This is a genomic window from Sphingorhabdus contaminans (assembly GCF_007280415.1).
Taxonomy (GTDB): domain Bacteria; phylum Pseudomonadota; class Alphaproteobacteria; order Sphingomonadales; family Sphingomonadaceae; genus Sphingorhabdus_B; species Sphingorhabdus_B contaminans.
On record NZ_VKKU01000002.1, the window covers coordinates 116,709 to 132,544 of the forward strand.

The following is a 15,836-nucleotide window of genomic DNA, read 5'->3' on the forward strand; positions in this document are numbered from 1 at the left end:
ACGCCGTCCGCGCCAATAAGGGGAAAGTCATGAAGAAGATCGAAGCGATCATCAAACCGTTCAAGCTGGACGAAGTGAAAGAAGCACTTCACGAAGTTGGCGTCTCAGGCATCACTGTTACAGAAGCCAAAGGTTTCGGCCGCCAGAAAGGCCACACTGAACTCTATCGCGGCGCCGAATATGTCGTCGACTTTCTACCCAAGGTAAAATTGGAAGTAGTCGTCGAAGATGGTCTTGCCGACCGCGTGGTAGAGGCCATCGCCGCAGCCGCCCAGACTGGTCGCATCGGTGACGGCAAGATTTTCGTCATCCCCGTCGAAACCGCTCTGCGTATCCGCACCGGTGAGCGCGACAACGATGCCGTCTAAAAAATCCAAATCGTCAAAAAAAGACAAGTCAAAGAAGGAAAGCAACATGGGCACGACCGCCAAGGACATTATCAAACGTATTAAGGACGAAGAAATCGAGTGGGTCGATGTCCGCTTCACCGACCCCAAGGGCAAGTGGCAGCATCTGACAATGTGCGCCGGCGTCATTGGCGAAGACGAACTCGAAGACGGTTTGATGTTTGACGGATCGTCTATCGAAGGCTGGAAAGCCATCAACGAATCCGACATGATCCTGAAGCCCGACCTCGACGCCGTTTATGTCGATCCCTTCTCGGCCACGCCGATGATGATCATCTTCTGCGATATTGTCGAACCGTCGACCGGCGAACTGTACAGCCGCGATCCGCGTTCGACCGCAAAGCGCGCCGAAGCCTATCTGAAGACCACCGGCATCGGTGACACCGTTTATGTCGGCCCGGAAGCCGAATTTTTCATGTTTGACGATGTGCGCTTCGAAAACAGCTACAACACGTCTTACTACAAGATCGACGATATCGAACTGCCGACCAACAGCGGCACGAAATATGAAAGCGGCAATATGGGCCACCGTCCCCGTGCGAAGGGCGGTTACTTCCCCGTTGCGCCGGTTGACAGCTGCATGGACATCCGCGGCGAAATGGTTTCGACCATGCTCGAAATGGGCCTGCCCTGCGACAAGCACCACCATGAAGTGGCCTCGGCCCAGCATGAGCTTGGCCTGACCTTCGGCACGCTGACACAAACCGCCGACCGTATGCAGATCTACAAATATGTCGTGCATCAGGTTGCCCATGCCTATGGCAAGACCGCAACCTTCATGCCGAAGCCGATCAAGGAAGATAATGGTTCGGGCATGCACACCCACCTGTCGATCTGGAACGGCAAGACGCCATTGTTTGCAGGTGATGGCTATGCCGGTCTTTCGGAAATGTGCCTCTATTTCATCGGCGGCATCATCAAGCATGCCAAGTCGGTGAACGCCTTCACCAACCCCACGACCAACAGCTACAAGCGTCTGGTTCCGGGTTATGAAGCGCCTGTCTTGCTTGCCTATTCGGCACGCAACCGTTCGGCATCGTGCCGCATTCCTTATGGCGCAGGCGCAAAAGCAAAGCGCGTGGAAGTCCGCTTCCCCGACGCGATGGCGAACCCGTATCTCGCTTATGCGGCGCTGTTCATGGCCGGCCTCGACGGCATCCAGAACAAGATTCATCCGGGCGAAGCCATGGACAAGAATCTGTACGATCTGCCGCCTGCCGAACTGGCCGAAGTGCCGACCGTCTGCGGTTCGTTGCGCGAAGCCCTGGAAAGCCTCGCTGCGGACCATGACTATCTGCTCAAGGGTGACGTATTCACCAAGGACCAGATCGAAGCCTATATCGAACTCAAGATGGAAGACGTCGCCCGTTGGGAAATGACGCCTTCGCCGGTCGAGTTCGACATGTATTACAGCTACTGATCGAACGCATCCGATCGATAGCTGCAGGCCCGGCGGTTGGGGGACCGCCGGGCCTTTTTGCGCTCTTGCGCCTTGGTACAAAGCAGGGCAATCCTATCGCATCCCCAGCCGGAGCACAGAATGAAACCCCTCCATTATCTCAGCGCCCTCGCAATCCTAGCCTTCGCCACCACCCCCGCCTCGGCCCAGCTTTCAAAACCGGAAGCAACGATGGTGAAAACTGTCGACGCCGAATATGAACGCTCCGTGGCCCTGCTCGAAAAGCTGGTAAACCAGAACAGCGGAACAATGAACTTTGCTGGCGTAAAGGCAGTGTCGGAAATGATGCGTGCCGAACTGGAACCGTTGGGCTTCACGGTCGAATGGATCGATATGGCAAAGGCAAAACGGTCCGGCCATCTGGTGGCTAAAAAGTCAGGAAAAAGGGGTGCGAAAAAGCTGCTGCTGATCGCGCATCTCGACACCGTATTCGAACCCGACAGCCCGTTTCAGAAATTTGTCAGAAAAGGCCAGGAAGCCGAAGGACCGGGCGCGGGCGATGATAAGGGAGGCATGGTCGTGATCGTGGCCGCACTGCGCGCCATGCAGGCAGCAGGAACTCTCAAAGACGCCTCGATCGAGATCCACATGACCGGTGACGAGGAAGACTCGGGCGATCCCATCGAAGTGACCCGGGCGCCATTGATCGCAGCAGGTAAGGTTGCTGATGTCGCGCTCGACTTCGAAGGGCTCTCGATAGAAAATGGAAAAGACATGGGCGTCATTGCCCGCCGTTCATCAAACAGCTGGAAATTGGAGGTGACGGGCGTAACCGGCCACAGCTCCCTGATATTTGACGGGACTTATGGTGACGGTGCGGCATTTGAACTGGCGCGCATACTCCACCGCTTCCGTACCGAACTACCGGAACCGAATCTGACCTTTAACGTCGGCCTTATTGCCGCCGGGCAAGAGGCCGTTGTGGACGGAGACGGAGTGCGGGCGGTTGCCAAGGGCAAAACAAATATCATCCCCGGCGTTGCATTGGCTCGCGGCGATTTCCGCACCCTGTCCGAAGACCAAAGCGCGCGTGTTCGGGCAAAGATGGTTGAAATAGTCGCTGCATCCGCCCCCAAGACATCGGCAAAGATCAGCTTCGATCCCGGCAGCTATCCCGCCATGGCGCCAACCGAGGGAAACAAGGCGCTGCTGGGTAAGTTGAACGCAGTCAACCGTGATCTGGGGCTTGGCGAGCAAGCGCCGCTAGATCCGCTCAAAAGGGGAGCCGGGGATATCAGTTTTGTGGCCAACGATGTTGACGGACTTGTCGGCCTTGGCACTTACAGCCGGGGTGACCATGCGCCGGGCGAAACAGTCGATCTGGACAGCATAAAGCGACAGGCCAAACGCGCCGCCATATTGATGACCCGCCTGTCACGCGAAAAGGCGCAGTAGGTCCTGGGCCATATGGCGTTGCTGGACGGGCTTTCCTTTGGATGGCGTACCGCCCTTCTCCTCGTCATGTTCATTCAGCTCTTGTTGCTGGCCCTGTCTTTGACACGGGCGCTGCAAAACAGGATCGCAAATCGTACAATGGCGGTGTTGCTGTTGGTGCTGGCGGGCATTCTGATTCCGTGGATGATCGGCTTTGCAGGCTTTTACGACAAGTGGATGTGGCTGACATTCGCGCCGTTCCAGATCAGCCTTGCCGTCGCACCGCTGTTTTACCTTTATGCTCATGCCATTGTTACCGGGCAATGGTCTGACAAAGGTTATTGGCATCTGGCGCCGGCCGCACTTCAGTTTTTCATCTACACCGCCAGCTTCCTGTTGCCCTTTACATTGAAAATGCAGTGGGCGGATCTGGCGGCACCTGCGTTTACCTGGATCACCAGTATCGGCATTATGGTGGGCCTCGCTTATTATTGCTACGCCAGCTTGCGCCTCCTGCAACATTATCGGGCTGCCCTTGCTGCGGCCCGCTCCGATGGTCATCGCTATGCCGCATTATGGTTGGGCAATGCTATTTTTGCGCTAGCGCTGCTTCTGCTGATCTGGACGAGTTTTCTGGTGTGGGACCTGCTCTCGCCCTTGGGATATAGCGGCCTGATGTGGCTCTATGTCGCCATTGGCGCATTTGCGCTTTACCTCGGCATCGAGGCATGGCGGCATGCGACCCTCGCTTTCCCCCCGATCGACAGTCTTAAAGCCGTCGCCGATACGCTTCCGCCCCCACGCGACTGGATCGAACTTGGCAAACTTTGGGCCGAAAAAGTAAAGGCAGAGGACTGGGCGGCCGATCCCGATTTGTCACTCGCCACGCTGGCACGAAAGCTGGGAACCAACAGTGGCCATTTGTCCCGGGCCATAAATGAAGGACTTGGCGTCAACTTTGCCACCTTCGTCAACGATTTACGGGCACGCAGCGTGGCCGCAATGATGATGCAAGGTCGTCAGGATGATTTGCTCGATCTGGCGCTGGAGGCGGGTTTCAGTTCCAAGGCGAGTTTTAACCGGGCTTTTGCCGCAACCTTTGGCACAACGCCATCGCAATGGCGCAAGCGGCAGGTCTCAAATCATGAATAAATGAAGGATTCAGGATTCTGAGGCGAATAGCGGGAGAGGAATTGCGAAACAGGATTGTCCATTCGCTGAGAGGATCTTCCTATGTTGAACCGTCGCCACTTTCTCGCGCAAGGTGCAGGCGCCGCTATAGCAACCGCAGCTGCCTTCCCAAACCCTGTGCAAGCTGCCAGCCCTCCGTCCACACCAGGTGATATAGCGCTGGTCCGGGAAATCATAAGCACACTCCACCCGGGCCTCTACAGGTACAATAGCCCGAAGGCGATTGAGCAGGCCTTAAACAATCTTGAGAAGATTTGGTCTGACCTGCCCGACTTGTCTTCGCGTTATCTGAACCTTTCGCGTTTTCTGGCAATGATCAAATGCGGGCATAGCTACGCCAATTTTTTCAACCAGACAAAACAGGTGAAGGCCGATCTGTTTGACCGGCGTACCCGGCTGCCTTTTGCGTTCAGATGGATTGGCAATCAGATGGTGGTGACTGAGGACCAGAGCGGCACAAACAGCCTGCCGCGCGGTACCGTCGTAAAGGAAGTCAACGGCATTGATAGCAAGGCCATGCTCGCGCGATTGCTCCCCTATGTCCGCGCGGACGGCAATAATGACGCGAAGCGCCGAGCATTGTTGTCGATGACAGGTAGCGACGAGTTAGAGACGTTTGATATCTTTCACGGCCTGATCTTCGGTGCTCCGGGCAGCAGCAAGGGAGAGCCCAAAGAAGGCTCTCATCGTCTGCGGATGCGTTTGCCAGGTTCAACGTCTGATGTTTGGGTGGATTTGCCAGCTCTGACTCTTTCAGAACGGCAAGCATATTACAAAGCGCCGAACTATCGTGGCGACACCCCGGTGTGGGAATGGACAATGCGTCCCGATGGCATTGCTGTTCTCAAAATGGATGGATGGGCGCTCTACAACAGTACATGGAAATGGGAAGCTTGGCTGAACGACCGGCTGGACAGCCTATCCGGCGCAAAGGGTCTGATTGTCGATATACGGGAAAATGAAGGCGGGCTTGATTGTGGTGATATCCTGCTTTCCCGGCTGGCCGGTAAGGACATCATCAGACCGCGGGCTGACCGCCTTGTCCGTTATCAGAAGACCCCCGAGCATCTGAACCGCTATCTGGATACATGGGATGATAGCTTCCGGAATTGGGGCGATCAGATCGAGCCGTTTAACGATCGCTTTTACAAATTGAAGAGGTGGGAGGACGATGGAATATTGCCAGCCAGAAGCCCGAGAGTCACCACGCCGATGGCGGTGCTGACGAGCGCTCAAAACAGCAGCGCGACATTCCAGTTCGCATCACTAACCAAGCAACTCGGCCTCGGAACTTTGGTAGGTGAAGCAACGGGCGGAAACCAGCGGGGCATAAATGGCGGTGCCTTTTTCTTCGCCCGTCTGCCGGAAACCGGGATTGAATTTGATGTGCCGCTGATCGGCTACTTCCCGCAGGCTCCGATGCCTGATGCGGGCATATCCCCGGACATTGGGGTCCCCCTGACCGCAAAGGCATTCGCAGAAGGTGTTGATAATCAGTTCAATGCGGCCGTCCACCATCTGTTACGCCGCGCATAAAAAAGGCGGCACCTTTCGGCACCGCCCTTTCCATGTCGATTATGCTGTATCGCGGAGGACTACCGGCCCTCGCGCGCTGCCTTGCCAAAGACGCGATATTGTTCGTTGCCGACAAATCCGAATTTGGTGATCCCGCTGCGCTTAACAGCAACCAGTGCCTTATCGACCGTATCATAGGGTGCGGTCGGAGCTGGCTGGAACTGGAGTTCCGGTTCGGGGTTCATAGAAGTTGTCCGAACCAGAAACTGCTCCATCTGCTGCAGCGTAACCGGCGTACCGTTCCACTGGATCGTGCTGTCCGGAAGAATGATGATCTTGTTGATTACAGGATCAATCGGAACTTCAGGTGGAGGCTGATTGGGATCGTTGACCGGAAGGTCGATGTTTACGGCGTGCGAAACCGGGGGGATGGTGATCATCAGCATGATGAGGAGAACGAGCATGACGTCGATCAACGGCGTCGTGTTCATTTCCATCATCGGCTGGCCATCATCTTTACCGCCACTCATTGCCATGATGATTGCTCCTTAGAAATACTTACTGCACGTTCGCGGTTTCGAACGGCGATGAAATGAAGCCAACACGGGCAAAACCAGCCATCTGCATGGTGTAAATTGCACCACCGATGCACCGATAAGGTGTGTTGATATCACCACGAATATGCGCTTCGGGCAGCATCTCAGGGTCGATCAAGCCAGCCTTGGCTGCCTCTTCGCCACCCAGTTTTTCAAACTCGGCTTTCAAATGCTTCGCTGCACGATCCACCAACTCGGTCGAATCTACTGGCGTTACGTTCCAGTAAATGCGGCATTCGCCATTGGGATTTGCACCCTCATAAGCGGGGTCACCCGGATCACGACCAGCCGTGTCAGTCGTCGTCACCGACAGCAACACGTTTTCACGCTTTGCCTTGGTAGGTTCAAACTTCACGACGGGGATATCCATTTTCACCGTCTGGATAGCGACCGGAATAGCGATAAGGAAAACGATGAGGAGCACCAGCATGACGTCGACGAGCGGCGTCGTGTTGATGTCAGACATTGGCGTGTCTTCGCCGCCGCCTCCTGAACTGATTGCCATTGGCCAATCCTCTCTAAATAAATTGGGTCAAAATCGAGAGCCGGAAAATCCGGCGGACGGGCTGTGCCGAAACACAGCCCTAACCCAATCTTACTTCTTTACCGCGCCGGCAGGTGCAGGCTTGCCAGCAGGTGCAGCAGCCGGAACAGCAGGCTTCACGCGGCCACCCGACGAAATGTAACCAAGTACATCGTTCGAGAAGGTCGACAAGCTACGAGCGATCGTCTTGTTACGAGCCTGCAGCCAGTTATAGGCCAGAACCGCAGGAACAGCAACGAACAGACCAATTGCGGTCATGATCAGAGCTTCACCAACCGGACCGGCAATCTTGCCGATGTCGGCCTGTCCGGCGATACCGATCTTGATCAGTGCCGAATAAATACCGATAACCGTACCCAGCAGACCAACGAACGGAGCGGTAGCACCCACGGTTGCCAGGAAAGGCAGACCGCTGGCCAGCTTGTTGTTGATCGATTCTTCCGAACGGGCCATCGCGCCATGCAACCAGTCATGTGCTTCGACCGGATCGGTCAGCAGGCTGTGCTGCTTCTGGGCTTCGATACCGTCGTCGACGACTTGACGGAATGCACTGTTCTTGTCGAGCTTTGCAGCGCCTTCTTCAAGCGTATTAGCGCGCCAGAACTGCGCACGAACCTGCTTAGCCTGGTTCAAAACCTTCTGCTGTTCGAACAGCTTGGTGAACATGATGTAGAACGAGAAAACCGACATGATAACCATCACCGAGAAAATCGCGATGGAGATCGGTCCGCCTTCTTTAAGTGCGGGAATAAGACCGAACTGGGCAGCGGCCTCAGGAGCTGCGGCACCAGCCGCCGTTAGAAACAAAATCGACATTTTAACTACCTCTCAGAAAAATTTACGTTGCTAGCAAAAAGGCCCGGCGCGAAGGCTCCCCCTTTGCCGGGCCATAGATTTATTTCGGTATCTGCCACCGGACGCGATTCGAATAAGTACCGGTAGTGGGGTTACCACTGCCATCCAGGGCCGGATCGAAACGTGCACGACGCGTGACGTTGCTGCAGGTCGCCTGATCAAGATCGGCATGACCGCTGGATGATGTAATCTGGCAATCGGTGACCCGACCATTGGGGCCAACCGTAACACGGAAGCCTGTGGTACCTTCACGCTCTTGCTGCAATGCCCGCGACGGATAGTCGTTGGTATTGGCCCAGTTACCCGGGTTGCCCTTCGGGATCGGATTAGGCCGCTTCGCCACGGGTGGCGGAGGCGGGGGTGGAGCCGATGGTGCAGGCGGCGCAGCCGTCGGTACGATCGGCGCAGCCGGAGGTGGTGTATCTACCGTCCGCACTGTAGGCGGCGGTGTTACTGTCACAACCATTGGCGGAGGAGAGACAACCGGAGGCTCAATCTGCTTCTCAGGCTCTGGTGGTGGCTCTTCTTCTTCTGGTGGCTCTTCTTCTTTCACGTCGACGACGGTCATTTTTTCCTTGATAGCGACGACCGCATCATAGGCGAGGCCAGTCACCAAGGCATAACCGAGGAACGCGTGAAGAAGGATAACAATGATGACAGAAACCAAACGGTTTGTGCTCATCCCATCTTGATCAGCATATGCCATGCGGAAACAACTCTCCTACCTTCAAAACAAAAAAAGCATTCGGGTCCGCACGTTCTAAAGATGCGACCGAAATACCCCCGCGATATCGAAATATTATCTTTTTTAAACTTCGATTCACCGGAGCAATAGCCAAGGCCTTCGGGCCTAGCAACACGGATTCTGCGATTCAGACGCAATTCATGTATAGCGCTTTCATATGGCACAGAACAGATATGGACCAAAGCTGTGCTTGGCGCTGCGGTCCGAAAGGGAATTGGAATGAAATTGTCGCCTCTGAAATATGTTTTTACCGCAATTTTGCTGGGATTTAGCGCGATCAGCACCGCTCAGACGAGTGAATCTCTGCCACCCGCTCTAGCGGTACCTGCTGAAAGTGCCAGCTATGCCGATGTTGCCGATTTAGTCGTTATTTCACCCCTAATCGTCGATGCCACGATCAAAAATTTACGTAAAATTGCGCCCGAACAGGCCGTCGGAGTGCCTGCAACGCTGCAACGTGTACTCGTCGAAGCGGATATTAGCGCTTTGATTCGCGGACAAGAAGGCGTGACCCCTCGGGTGCGCTTTTTGCTCGACGTGCCTAAGGATGCGAAGGGTAAACTCCCCAAGCTGAAGAAGCAGCGGCTGTTTTTGCTCGGGAGCACGGTAGCAGGCAGGCCGGGCGAAATCCGCCTGTCACGTCCTAATGCATTGGTGCAATGGAGCCCTGCCAACGATCAACTCGTGCGCGCCATTACGAAAGAAGCCGTCCAGCTCGATGCGCCCGAGCGCATTACCGGCATAACCAGCGCATTTTATAGCGCCGGAACAGTGCTGGGCGAAGGTGAGACGCAGATCTTCCTGAAAACCGCCAAGGATCAGCCCTTGTCGCTTTCTGTACTCAGCCGACCGGGAGAGGCCAAAAGATGGGCCGTATCAACAGCTGAGGTCATCGATGAATCGGCCACGGCCCCACAGAAATTCACGCTTCTTTGGTACCGCCTTGCGTGCGGATTGCCACGCGCACTTTCACCGGAGCTTGTTGAGGCCGCCGACAGCGATAATGCAGCACGTGCACAAGCCGACTATAAATATATATTGGACAGTTTGGGACCCTGCGGGCGGAAACGCTGAGCTGGCGTAATCAGGGCGCGTCATAGCGTGGCGCGGCCTCCGCGAGGACTAAGGTAAACCATTGCGCAGCATCGCTGAACTCCGCAACGGGAGTCCAGCCGCCAGCCCTCAATAAAATACGCAGACTGCGCAGGTCGAATTTATGGCTGTTTTCCGTATGAATGGATTCACCGGCGCGCATTTCGAAGTCATGGGCCGAAACCCTGAATTGCACGTCACGAACACATCGCAAATGCATCTCTATCCGCGCTTCACGATCATTCCATTCAACATGATGTTCAAAGGCGTCGATAGGAATGGTGCCGTCCAATTCCCTGTTGATACGCGTAAGTAGGTTCAGGTTGAATGCAGCCGTAACTCCTGCGGCATCCCGATAGGCAGGCAACAGAATATCGGTCGGCTTTATCCGGTCAAACCCGATCAAAAGACGCGCGCCCTGCCCCAGATGGTTTCGCATATGCCGCAAAAGGTCGACGCTGCTGCGCGGAACAAAATTACCGATGGTGGAACCCGGGAAAAAGCCGAGCCTTTCTTCACTTGGTTTCGTGGTCGGCAACCGCATGTCGGTCGAAAAATCTGCCTCGATGGGACAAATTGCCAGATCGGGAAATTGGCGCGCCAGTGCTTGCGCCGACGCCCTGAGATATTCGCCCGATATATCCACCGGGATATAAATGTCCGGATCTATGGCTTCCAGCAGCAAAGGGGTTTTCGTTGCGCTCCCTGCTCCAAATTCAACGACTGCCGAGCCGGCAGGGACGAGCGTGGCAAGTTCATCACGATGCTTTGCCAATAATTCAGTTTCGATGCGCGTCGGATAATATTCCGGCAGCCGGGTAATCTCGTCGAACAGATGTGATCCGTGTTTATCGTAAAACCATCGGGCCGGTATGGCTCGACGCGGTCCCCGCAGTCCATCCAGAACATCGGCGCGAAATTGTGGGTCAGCCTGCGGCCTTAAATCAGCTTCAGACATCGCGGGCCAGCCGCAATCCGGTGAATTGCCAACGCTGGTGCGGATAGAAAAAGTTACGGTAGCTCGCACGCACATGACCGCGTGGCGTCGCGCAACTGCCGCCACGCAGCACGAACTGTCCGCTCATAAACTTGCCGTTATACTCGCCAACTGCGCCAGCTGCCGCACGAAAGCCGGGATAGGGCCGATAGGCGCTACCTGTCCACTGCCAGACATTGCCAAACAGCGAATCCGCTCCATCTGCATTGGGTCGTACAGGACCAGCCGCATCCAGCTGGTTGCCTGCGCTCGCGTCCTCAGGCGCTGCGCACACTTCCCACTCCGCCTCGGTAGGTAATCGCGCCCCTGCCCAACTTGCATAAGCGTCAGCTTCGTAGAGACTGATATGGGTTACAGGCGCGCTGGGATCGACCGCGCGCAGCCCGTCCAGACCGAACGACAGCCATCGGCCATCCCGATCCTTCTGCCAATAAAGCGGTGCTTCTACACGCTCGCGCTGCACCCAGGCCCATCCATCGGACAGCCAGTGGCGCGGCTCTGTATAACCATTGTCGTCTATGAACTGCATCCAATCACCATTGGACACTGTTCGTGACGATAGCGCGAAAGGTTTCAAAAAAACTTCGTGACGCGGACCTTCACAGTCAAAGGCGAAATCCGACCCTGCATGCCCGATACTCTGAACCCCTGTCGGACCCGCCAGCCATTGTGCCGTCCGGGTCTGTTGGTCGGGGACTGCGCGCATTACCGGTTCCGGCCAATAGGCAGGGAAAGTGGGATTTTGCGCAAAAAGATGAAGAATATCGGTCAGCAGCAATTCCTGATGTTGTTGCTCATGCTGGATACCGAGCTCCACCAATTCCAATGCCGTTTCAGGTAAATTGTTCCAATGCGCGTCCAGAGCCGCTTCGACATGGGCGCGATATGTCTGCACGACGGTAAGTGACGGGCGTGTGATCAGACCTCGCGCAGCGCGTGCATGCCGCGCACCTTCGGCTTCATAATAGCTGTTGAACAGATAAGCGAAATCATCGTCAAAAGCTTTGTAGCCGGGAACATGATCCCGCAAAATGAAGGTTTCCAGGAACCATGTGACATGGGCCAGATGCCATTTCGCCGGGGAGGCATCGGGCATGGATTGCACCGTCGCATCCGCATCGGAAAGCGGCTTGACCAGATCGATCGTTAGTTTGCGTGCGGCCAAAAACCGGTCGCGAAGTGCCCGCGTCATCGCGACGCGCCCGGCACCCACATTACATCGCCATTTCGTGAGGCGTTGATCACGCGGCACAATACGAAAAGATAGTCCGACAACCGGTTTATATATTCCAGCGCATTAGGATTTATGGAGACGGATTGCGAAGCCGCCACCAGCGCCCGTTCGGCACGGCGCGAAATCGCCCGCGCCATATGCATATGCGCGGCGGGGATACTGCCGCCGGGGAGGATGAAGCTCGTCAAAGCCGGAAGTTCTTCATTCGCCCTGTCGATTGTGTCTTCTAACCATTTCACCTGAGCCGGAATGATCCGCAGTTCCATCGGCGAAGGCTCGAAACTCGAACCAGGCGTGGCAATATCCGCACCCAGATCGAAAAGATCATTCTGGATGCGACGCAGATCACGAACCAAAGCCGTCGCCTTTGGATCGGATTCCAGACATTCAACCGCAACACCTATCGCGCAATTGGCTTCGTCCACTTCGCCAATAGCATGTAAGCGGGCATCGGATTTGGAAATACGCGAACCGTCGACAAGGCCTGTGGTGCCATCATCGCCGGTCCGCGTGTAAATTTTGTTCAGTTTAACCATGTCAGATCACGCAATGCTTATTGCGCACCTGCCACCAGCAAAAGAACTACGACGAGCATGACCGTAATGGCCTGCCACTTCACGCGTGCAAACATCATCTTGTTTTGCATGGCGAGCGATTGCGGAATTCCGTCCTTGTCGAGTTCGGTCGGACGCATATTCGCAAATGCATGCAGGCCACGAATAAGCGCAAAAGCCACCGCACCTGCCGAGGCGATAATCAAGAGTACCAGCAAAATAGTCATCGGGAGAATGTCCTTATGGGGTTGATACCCCTGCCACCTATCTAGGCGCTCGACAGCGAAATGCCAAGCGGAAGCACCCCTTGACGCAAATTATCGATCAATAGCGGGCCATCCTGCCCGGCAAGCCGAAGTGCCGATAGCGGAGGGGAGGATTTGCTCTTCGCCAGTTTTTGCCCCTTGTCATCCAAAAGCAATGGGTGATGCCAATAGAGGGGCTCCGGAAGATCCAACAGTTGCTGCAAAATACGGTGTATCGCGGTGTAGGCAAACAGGTCCAACCCCCGAACCACATGGCTTATTCGGTCTGCGGCGTCGTCGACTGTAGCCGCCAAATGATATGAGGCGGGCGCATCCTTTCGCCAGAGAACAACATCTCCGAACTGCATGGCATCGGCAAAAAAGGTTCCGGCAACCAGGTCCGTCCACTGGATGGGGCCAGACATCGCCAAAGCTTCAGCCATGTTAATACGCCAGCAGAACGGTTTGGTAGGGTCGATGTCCCTGTTGCGGCATGTGCCAGGATAATGCGGACCGTCAGGACCATGTGGTACCGGCTTCAATACCTGCGCCGCCAGAATATCGCTGCGAGTGCAGGTGCACCGATACAATAATCCAAGCGCGTTCAACCGGTCGAGTGCATGTCGATAGCGCTCTACATTTTCAGACTGGTACCGAACGGGTTCATCAGGAACAAGTTCAAGCCATTCCAAATCCGCAACGATGGCCTGCACATGTTCCGGCCTGCTTCGGGTACCGTCAATATCCTCGATACGAAGAAGGAACTTCCCACGCTGGGCGTGCGCAAAGTCGCGGGCGCAAAGGGCCGAGAATGCATGTCCCAAATGCAACGCGCCATTCGGGCTGGGTGCAAAGCGGGTCCGGACTGGCGTTGCGACACTGCTCTCAATGATCGGTAAAAATACCATATTATGTGTTTTTGCCCTCTTGACGTCACAATATGTGCAAATAGGTTGGCAAATGTCAAAATGCTGTAACGCCCATAGGGTTAAAACGGCTATGACAACAGGGGAGAAGGTCTGACTTATGTTGCATACCGGAACTTTCGAGGCCGCTGGCAGAGCAAGGCATCCTGAAAATTGCCCTGCCCTAGTGCTGAACGCAGACTACACTCCGCTCAGCTACTATCCGCTAAGCCTTTGGCCATGGCAGACTGCAATCAAGGCCGTGTTTCTTGACAAGGTAGACATTGTTTCAAGCTATGAGCGCCATGTCCACAGCCCCAGTCTGGACATGAAAATCCCGTCGGTGATTGCGCTGCGCCAATATGTAAAGCCATCTGAATATCCCGCCTTCACCCGCTTCAATCTGTTTTTACGCGACAAGTTCGAATGCCAATATTGCGGATCGGGCGACAACCTGACTTTTGACCATATTGTCCCGCGCAGATTAGGCGGAATTACAAGTTGGGAAAATGTTACGACAGCTTGTCTGCCCTGCAATTTGAAGAAAGGTGGACGGACCCCGAAGCAGGCACATATGCAACTGAACATGGCAGCTATTCGACCAACAAGCTGGCAATTGCAGGATCGCGGTCGTGCATTTCCGCCCAATCATCTGCACGAAACATGGCATGACTGGCTCTATTGGGACATCGAGCTCGAAGGGTAAGCAGTTTACCCTCCCGGTACGATATTTCGTCTCGGCTATTCCGTAACCGTCAAGGCAGGCACGGCCCGCGCTGCATCCTCAGGCGTGATTCCAGGAGGCGGCGCGGCTGCAATGCGTTCTTCACCGCGCATCACCCGGCCTGCACGTTTAATCGCATCACGTAAGCGGGGATAACTGCCACAGCGACACAGATTAGTGATCGCCGCGTTGATTTCTTCGTCCGACGGATTGGTGCTTTTTTTAAGCAAAACCGAAGCGGCCATTATCACGCCCGGAATACAAAATCCGCATTGCGGCACATTTCCCGCAACAAATGCTTGCTGAACCGGGTGGCTCCGATCGCGACTTAACCCTTCAATGGTCGTGACAAAGCGGCCTTCCGCCTCGGCAATCGTCACTAAGCAGGATCGAATGGCTTCCCCATCAATTTCGACCATGCAAGCGCCGCAATCCCCTGTTCCGCATCCATATTTGGTGCCGGTCAAATTCGATGCATCGCGGAGCGCCCAGAGCAAGGGCGTCTGTGGGTCCATCTTGTACTGAACCGGACGATCATTAACGGTGAATTTTGTCATGTAACCGCGCTAGTGGCTGATGGGCTTGCAATCAATCCCGCCAGCTTTTGTCGATTTGGTCCACCTTGCGCACCATCGCGTCAAATTCAACGCGCCCTGAACCACCCGGGGGCGACGCCATATACAGATCCCGTTGATGGACCGCGATCACATCATCCGGCACGGTAATCGGTTTGCCCATTTGCATCGTTGCCACCTGGTGTTCACACGCACGCTGGAGCGCCCAATATTTGATAAATGCGTCCGGCAAGGTCTTGCCCATGACAACTGGCCCGTGATTGCGCAGCATCAAAATGCGTTTATCGCCCAGATTTTGGACCAAACGCACGCCTTCTTCTTCGCGGACGGTTACACCTTCAAAATCATGATAGGCTACTTGCCCGATGAAATTGCAGGCATAGAAGTTAACAGGCTGCAATCCGCCTTCGAGGGAGCATACCGCAACGGTCGCGGTGGTGTGCGTATGGATGATTGCATGCGCATCGGGCAAAGTGCGGTGGAAAAGGCTATGCTGGACAAAGCCGGCCTTGTTCACATGCCAGGGATTATCGGCATCCAGTTTGTTTCCATCGATATCAATCTTGATAAGGCTGGAGGCGGTAACTTCCCCAAAATGCATTCCATAAGGATTGATAAGGAACGCACCTTCTTCATCCGGAACCTTGACGGTAATGTGATTGAATACAAGTTCGTCCCAGCCAAACATTGCGAATATGCGGTAACAGGCGGCAAGTTCCTGCCGCGCGGCCCATTCTGCTTCGCTATATTTACTGTTCGCTCTCAGCTGGGTTGCCATGCTCGCTCTCCTGTTCATTCCATTTGCGTTGCATTATGAAATGAAA

18 protein-coding genes are annotated in these 15,836 nt (G+C 55.1%); 7 read left to right on the top strand and 11 right to left on the bottom strand.

Annotated elements, in window-relative coordinates; translation table 11 throughout:
- Positions 1-29 precede the first annotated feature (29 nt).
- The 5 genes from FOM92_RS08695 (at position 30) to FOM92_RS08715 (ending at position 5,967) form a co-directional block, all read left to right on the top strand.
- Positions 30-368: a P-II family nitrogen regulator gene (locus FOM92_RS08695; protein ID WP_125231011.1), complete on the top strand. Its 339-nt coding sequence runs from the start codon at positions 30-32 to the stop codon at positions 366-368.
- Between the two features lie 46 nt (positions 369-414).
- The gene (gene glnA, locus FOM92_RS08700) at positions 415-1,827 is read left to right on the top strand and encodes a type I glutamate--ammonia ligase (protein WP_143776481.1); all 1,413 of its coding nucleotides are present in this window, start codon (positions 415-417) and stop codon (positions 1,825-1,827) included.
- Positions 1,828-1,947: 120 nt separating this feature from the next.
- Positions 1,948-3,261, top strand: a complete 1,314-nt coding sequence (locus FOM92_RS08705) for a M20/M25/M40 family metallo-hydrolase (RefSeq protein ID WP_143776482.1) — start codon at positions 1,948-1,950, stop codon at positions 3,259-3,261.
- Positions 3,262-3,273: 12 nt separating this feature from the next.
- Complete coding sequence (locus tag FOM92_RS08710; RefSeq protein WP_246087235.1) at positions 3,274-4,392, top strand: AraC family transcriptional regulator; 1,119 nt, start codon at positions 3,274-3,276, stop codon at positions 4,390-4,392.
- 81 nt (positions 4,393-4,473) lie between these two features.
- On the top strand, positions 4,474-5,967 hold the full coding sequence (locus FOM92_RS08715; RefSeq protein ID WP_143776483.1) for a S41 family peptidase: 1,494 nt from the start codon (positions 4,474-4,476) through the stop codon (positions 5,965-5,967).
- 59 nt (positions 5,968-6,026) lie between these two features.
- Here the strand turns inward: FOM92_RS08715 and FOM92_RS08720 are convergent, their stop codons facing one another.
- From FOM92_RS08720 to FOM92_RS08735, 4 genes are all read right to left on the bottom strand, one after another.
- Positions 6,027-6,482, bottom strand: coding sequence for an ExbD/TolR family protein (locus FOM92_RS08720; protein ID WP_143776484.1), 456 nt, complete (start codon positions 6,480-6,482; stop codon positions 6,027-6,029).
- Positions 6,483-6,504: 22 nt separating this feature from the next.
- A complete protein-coding gene (locus tag FOM92_RS08725; RefSeq protein ID WP_143776485.1) occupies positions 6,505-7,047 on the bottom strand; it encodes an ExbD/TolR family protein in 543 nt (180 codons plus the stop codon).
- A 90-nt stretch (positions 7,048-7,137) separates the two neighbouring features.
- Positions 7,138-7,902, bottom strand: coding sequence for a MotA/TolQ/ExbB proton channel family protein (locus FOM92_RS08730; protein ID WP_143776486.1), 765 nt, complete (start codon positions 7,900-7,902; stop codon positions 7,138-7,140).
- A gap of 79 nt (positions 7,903-7,981) precedes the next feature.
- Complete coding sequence (locus tag FOM92_RS08735; RefSeq protein ID WP_143776487.1) at positions 7,982-8,647, bottom strand: energy transducer TonB; 666 nt, start codon at positions 8,645-8,647, stop codon at positions 7,982-7,984.
- Between the two features lie 258 nt (positions 8,648-8,905).
- On the opposite strand from FOM92_RS08735, the gene FOM92_RS08740 reads away from it, so the two are divergent.
- On the top strand, positions 8,906-9,760 hold the full coding sequence (locus FOM92_RS08740; RefSeq protein ID WP_143776488.1) for a hypothetical protein: 855 nt from the start codon (positions 8,906-8,908) through the stop codon (positions 9,758-9,760).
- Positions 9,761-9,770: 10 nt separating this feature from the next.
- Here the strand turns inward: FOM92_RS08740 and egtD are convergent, their stop codons facing one another.
- Genes egtD through gluQRS form a run of 5 tightly spaced genes read right to left on the bottom strand, consistent with a single transcriptional unit; the run spans position 9,771 to position 13,716 of the window.
- Positions 9,771-10,736: an L-histidine N(alpha)-methyltransferase gene (gene egtD / locus FOM92_RS08745; protein WP_143776489.1), complete on the bottom strand. Its 966-nt coding sequence runs from the start codon at positions 10,734-10,736 to the stop codon at positions 9,771-9,773.
- On the bottom strand, positions 10,729-11,967 hold the full coding sequence (gene egtB, locus FOM92_RS08750) for an ergothioneine biosynthesis protein EgtB (RefSeq protein ID WP_143776490.1): 1,239 nt from the start codon (positions 11,965-11,967) through the stop codon (positions 10,729-10,731). Before egtB ends, egtD begins: the two co-directional genes overlap by 8 nt.
- Complete coding sequence (locus tag FOM92_RS08755) at positions 11,964-12,545, bottom strand: cob(I)yrinic acid a,c-diamide adenosyltransferase (protein ID WP_143776491.1); 582 nt, start codon at positions 12,543-12,545, stop codon at positions 11,964-11,966. Before FOM92_RS08755 ends, egtB begins: the two co-directional genes overlap by 4 nt.
- A gap of 17 nt (positions 12,546-12,562) precedes the next feature.
- Positions 12,563-12,790 (bottom strand): HIG1 domain-containing protein, encoded by a 228-nt coding sequence (locus FOM92_RS08760; RefSeq protein ID WP_143776492.1) that lies wholly within the window; start codon positions 12,788-12,790, stop codon positions 12,563-12,565.
- Positions 12,791-12,831: 41 nt separating this feature from the next.
- Positions 12,832-13,716 (bottom strand): tRNA glutamyl-Q(34) synthetase GluQRS, encoded by an 885-nt coding sequence (gene gluQRS, locus FOM92_RS08765; RefSeq protein WP_143776493.1) that lies wholly within the window; start codon positions 13,714-13,716, stop codon positions 12,832-12,834.
- Between the two features lie 118 nt (positions 13,717-13,834).
- On the opposite strand from gluQRS, the gene FOM92_RS08770 reads away from it, so the two are divergent.
- Positions 13,835-14,419 carry an HNH endonuclease gene (locus FOM92_RS08770; protein WP_143776494.1) on the top strand — a complete coding sequence of 195 codons (585 nt, stop codon included), beginning with the start codon at positions 13,835-13,837 and terminating at the stop codon, positions 14,417-14,419.
- Between the two features lie 35 nt (positions 14,420-14,454).
- Here the strand turns inward: FOM92_RS08770 and FOM92_RS08775 are convergent, their stop codons facing one another.
- Both FOM92_RS08775 and FOM92_RS08780 read right to left on the bottom strand, forming a co-directional pair.
- The gene (locus tag FOM92_RS08775) at positions 14,455-14,994 is read right to left on the bottom strand and encodes a (2Fe-2S)-binding protein (RefSeq protein ID WP_143776495.1); all 540 of its coding nucleotides are present in this window, start codon (positions 14,992-14,994) and stop codon (positions 14,455-14,457) included.
- 31 nt (positions 14,995-15,025) lie between these two features.
- Positions 15,026-15,790: a class II aldolase/adducin family protein gene (locus FOM92_RS08780; RefSeq protein ID WP_143776496.1), complete on the bottom strand. Its 765-nt coding sequence runs from the start codon at positions 15,788-15,790 to the stop codon at positions 15,026-15,028.
- Positions 15,791-15,836: the final 46 nt, after the last annotated feature.

Coding starts and splice junctions, on each gene's coding strand:
- FOM92_RS08720 (WP_143776484.1), bottom strand. CDS start 6,482: ATGGCAATGAGTGGCGGTAAAGATGATGGCCAGCCGATGATGGAAATG.
- FOM92_RS08710 (WP_246087235.1), top strand. CDS start 3,274: ATGGCGTTGCTGGACGGGCTTTCCTTTGGATGGCGTACCGCCCTTCTC.
- egtD (WP_143776489.1), bottom strand. CDS start 10,736: ATGTCTGAAGCTGATTTAAGGCCGCAGGCTGACCCACAATTTCGCGCC.
- FOM92_RS08705 (WP_143776482.1), top strand. CDS start 1,948: ATGAAACCCCTCCATTATCTCAGCGCCCTCGCAATCCTAGCCTTCGCC.
- FOM92_RS08695 (WP_125231011.1), top strand. CDS start 30: ATGAAGAAGATCGAAGCGATCATCAAACCGTTCAAGCTGGACGAAGTG.
- gluQRS (WP_143776493.1), bottom strand. CDS start 13,716: ATGGTATTTTTACCGATCATTGAGAGCAGTGTCGCAACGCCAGTCCGG.
- FOM92_RS08740 (WP_143776488.1), top strand. CDS start 8,906: ATGAAATTGTCGCCTCTGAAATATGTTTTTACCGCAATTTTGCTGGGA.
- FOM92_RS08735 (WP_143776487.1), bottom strand. CDS start 8,647: ATGGCATATGCTGATCAAGATGGGATGAGCACAAACCGTTTGGTTTCT.
- FOM92_RS08755 (WP_143776491.1), bottom strand. CDS start 12,545: ATGGTTAAACTGAACAAAATTTACACGCGGACCGGCGATGATGGCACC.
- egtB (WP_143776490.1), bottom strand. CDS start 11,967: ATGACGCGGGCACTTCGCGACCGGTTTTTGGCCGCACGCAAACTAACG.
- FOM92_RS08775 (WP_143776495.1), bottom strand. CDS start 14,994: ATGACAAAATTCACCGTTAATGATCGTCCGGTTCAGTACAAGATGGAC.
- FOM92_RS08770 (WP_143776494.1), top strand. CDS start 13,835: ATGTTGCATACCGGAACTTTCGAGGCCGCTGGCAGAGCAAGGCATCCT.
- FOM92_RS08760 (WP_143776492.1), bottom strand. CDS start 12,790: ATGACTATTTTGCTGGTACTCTTGATTATCGCCTCGGCAGGTGCGGTG.
- FOM92_RS08780 (WP_143776496.1), bottom strand. CDS start 15,790: ATGGCAACCCAGCTGAGAGCGAACAGTAAATATAGCGAAGCAGAATGG.
- FOM92_RS08725 (WP_143776485.1), bottom strand. CDS start 7,047: ATGGCAATCAGTTCAGGAGGCGGCGGCGAAGACACGCCAATGTCTGAC.
- glnA (WP_143776481.1), top strand. CDS start 415: ATGGGCACGACCGCCAAGGACATTATCAAACGTATTAAGGACGAAGAA.
- FOM92_RS08715 (WP_143776483.1), top strand. CDS start 4,474: ATGTTGAACCGTCGCCACTTTCTCGCGCAAGGTGCAGGCGCCGCTATA.
- FOM92_RS08730 (WP_143776486.1), bottom strand. CDS start 7,902: ATGTCGATTTTGTTTCTAACGGCGGCTGGTGCCGCAGCTCCTGAGGCC.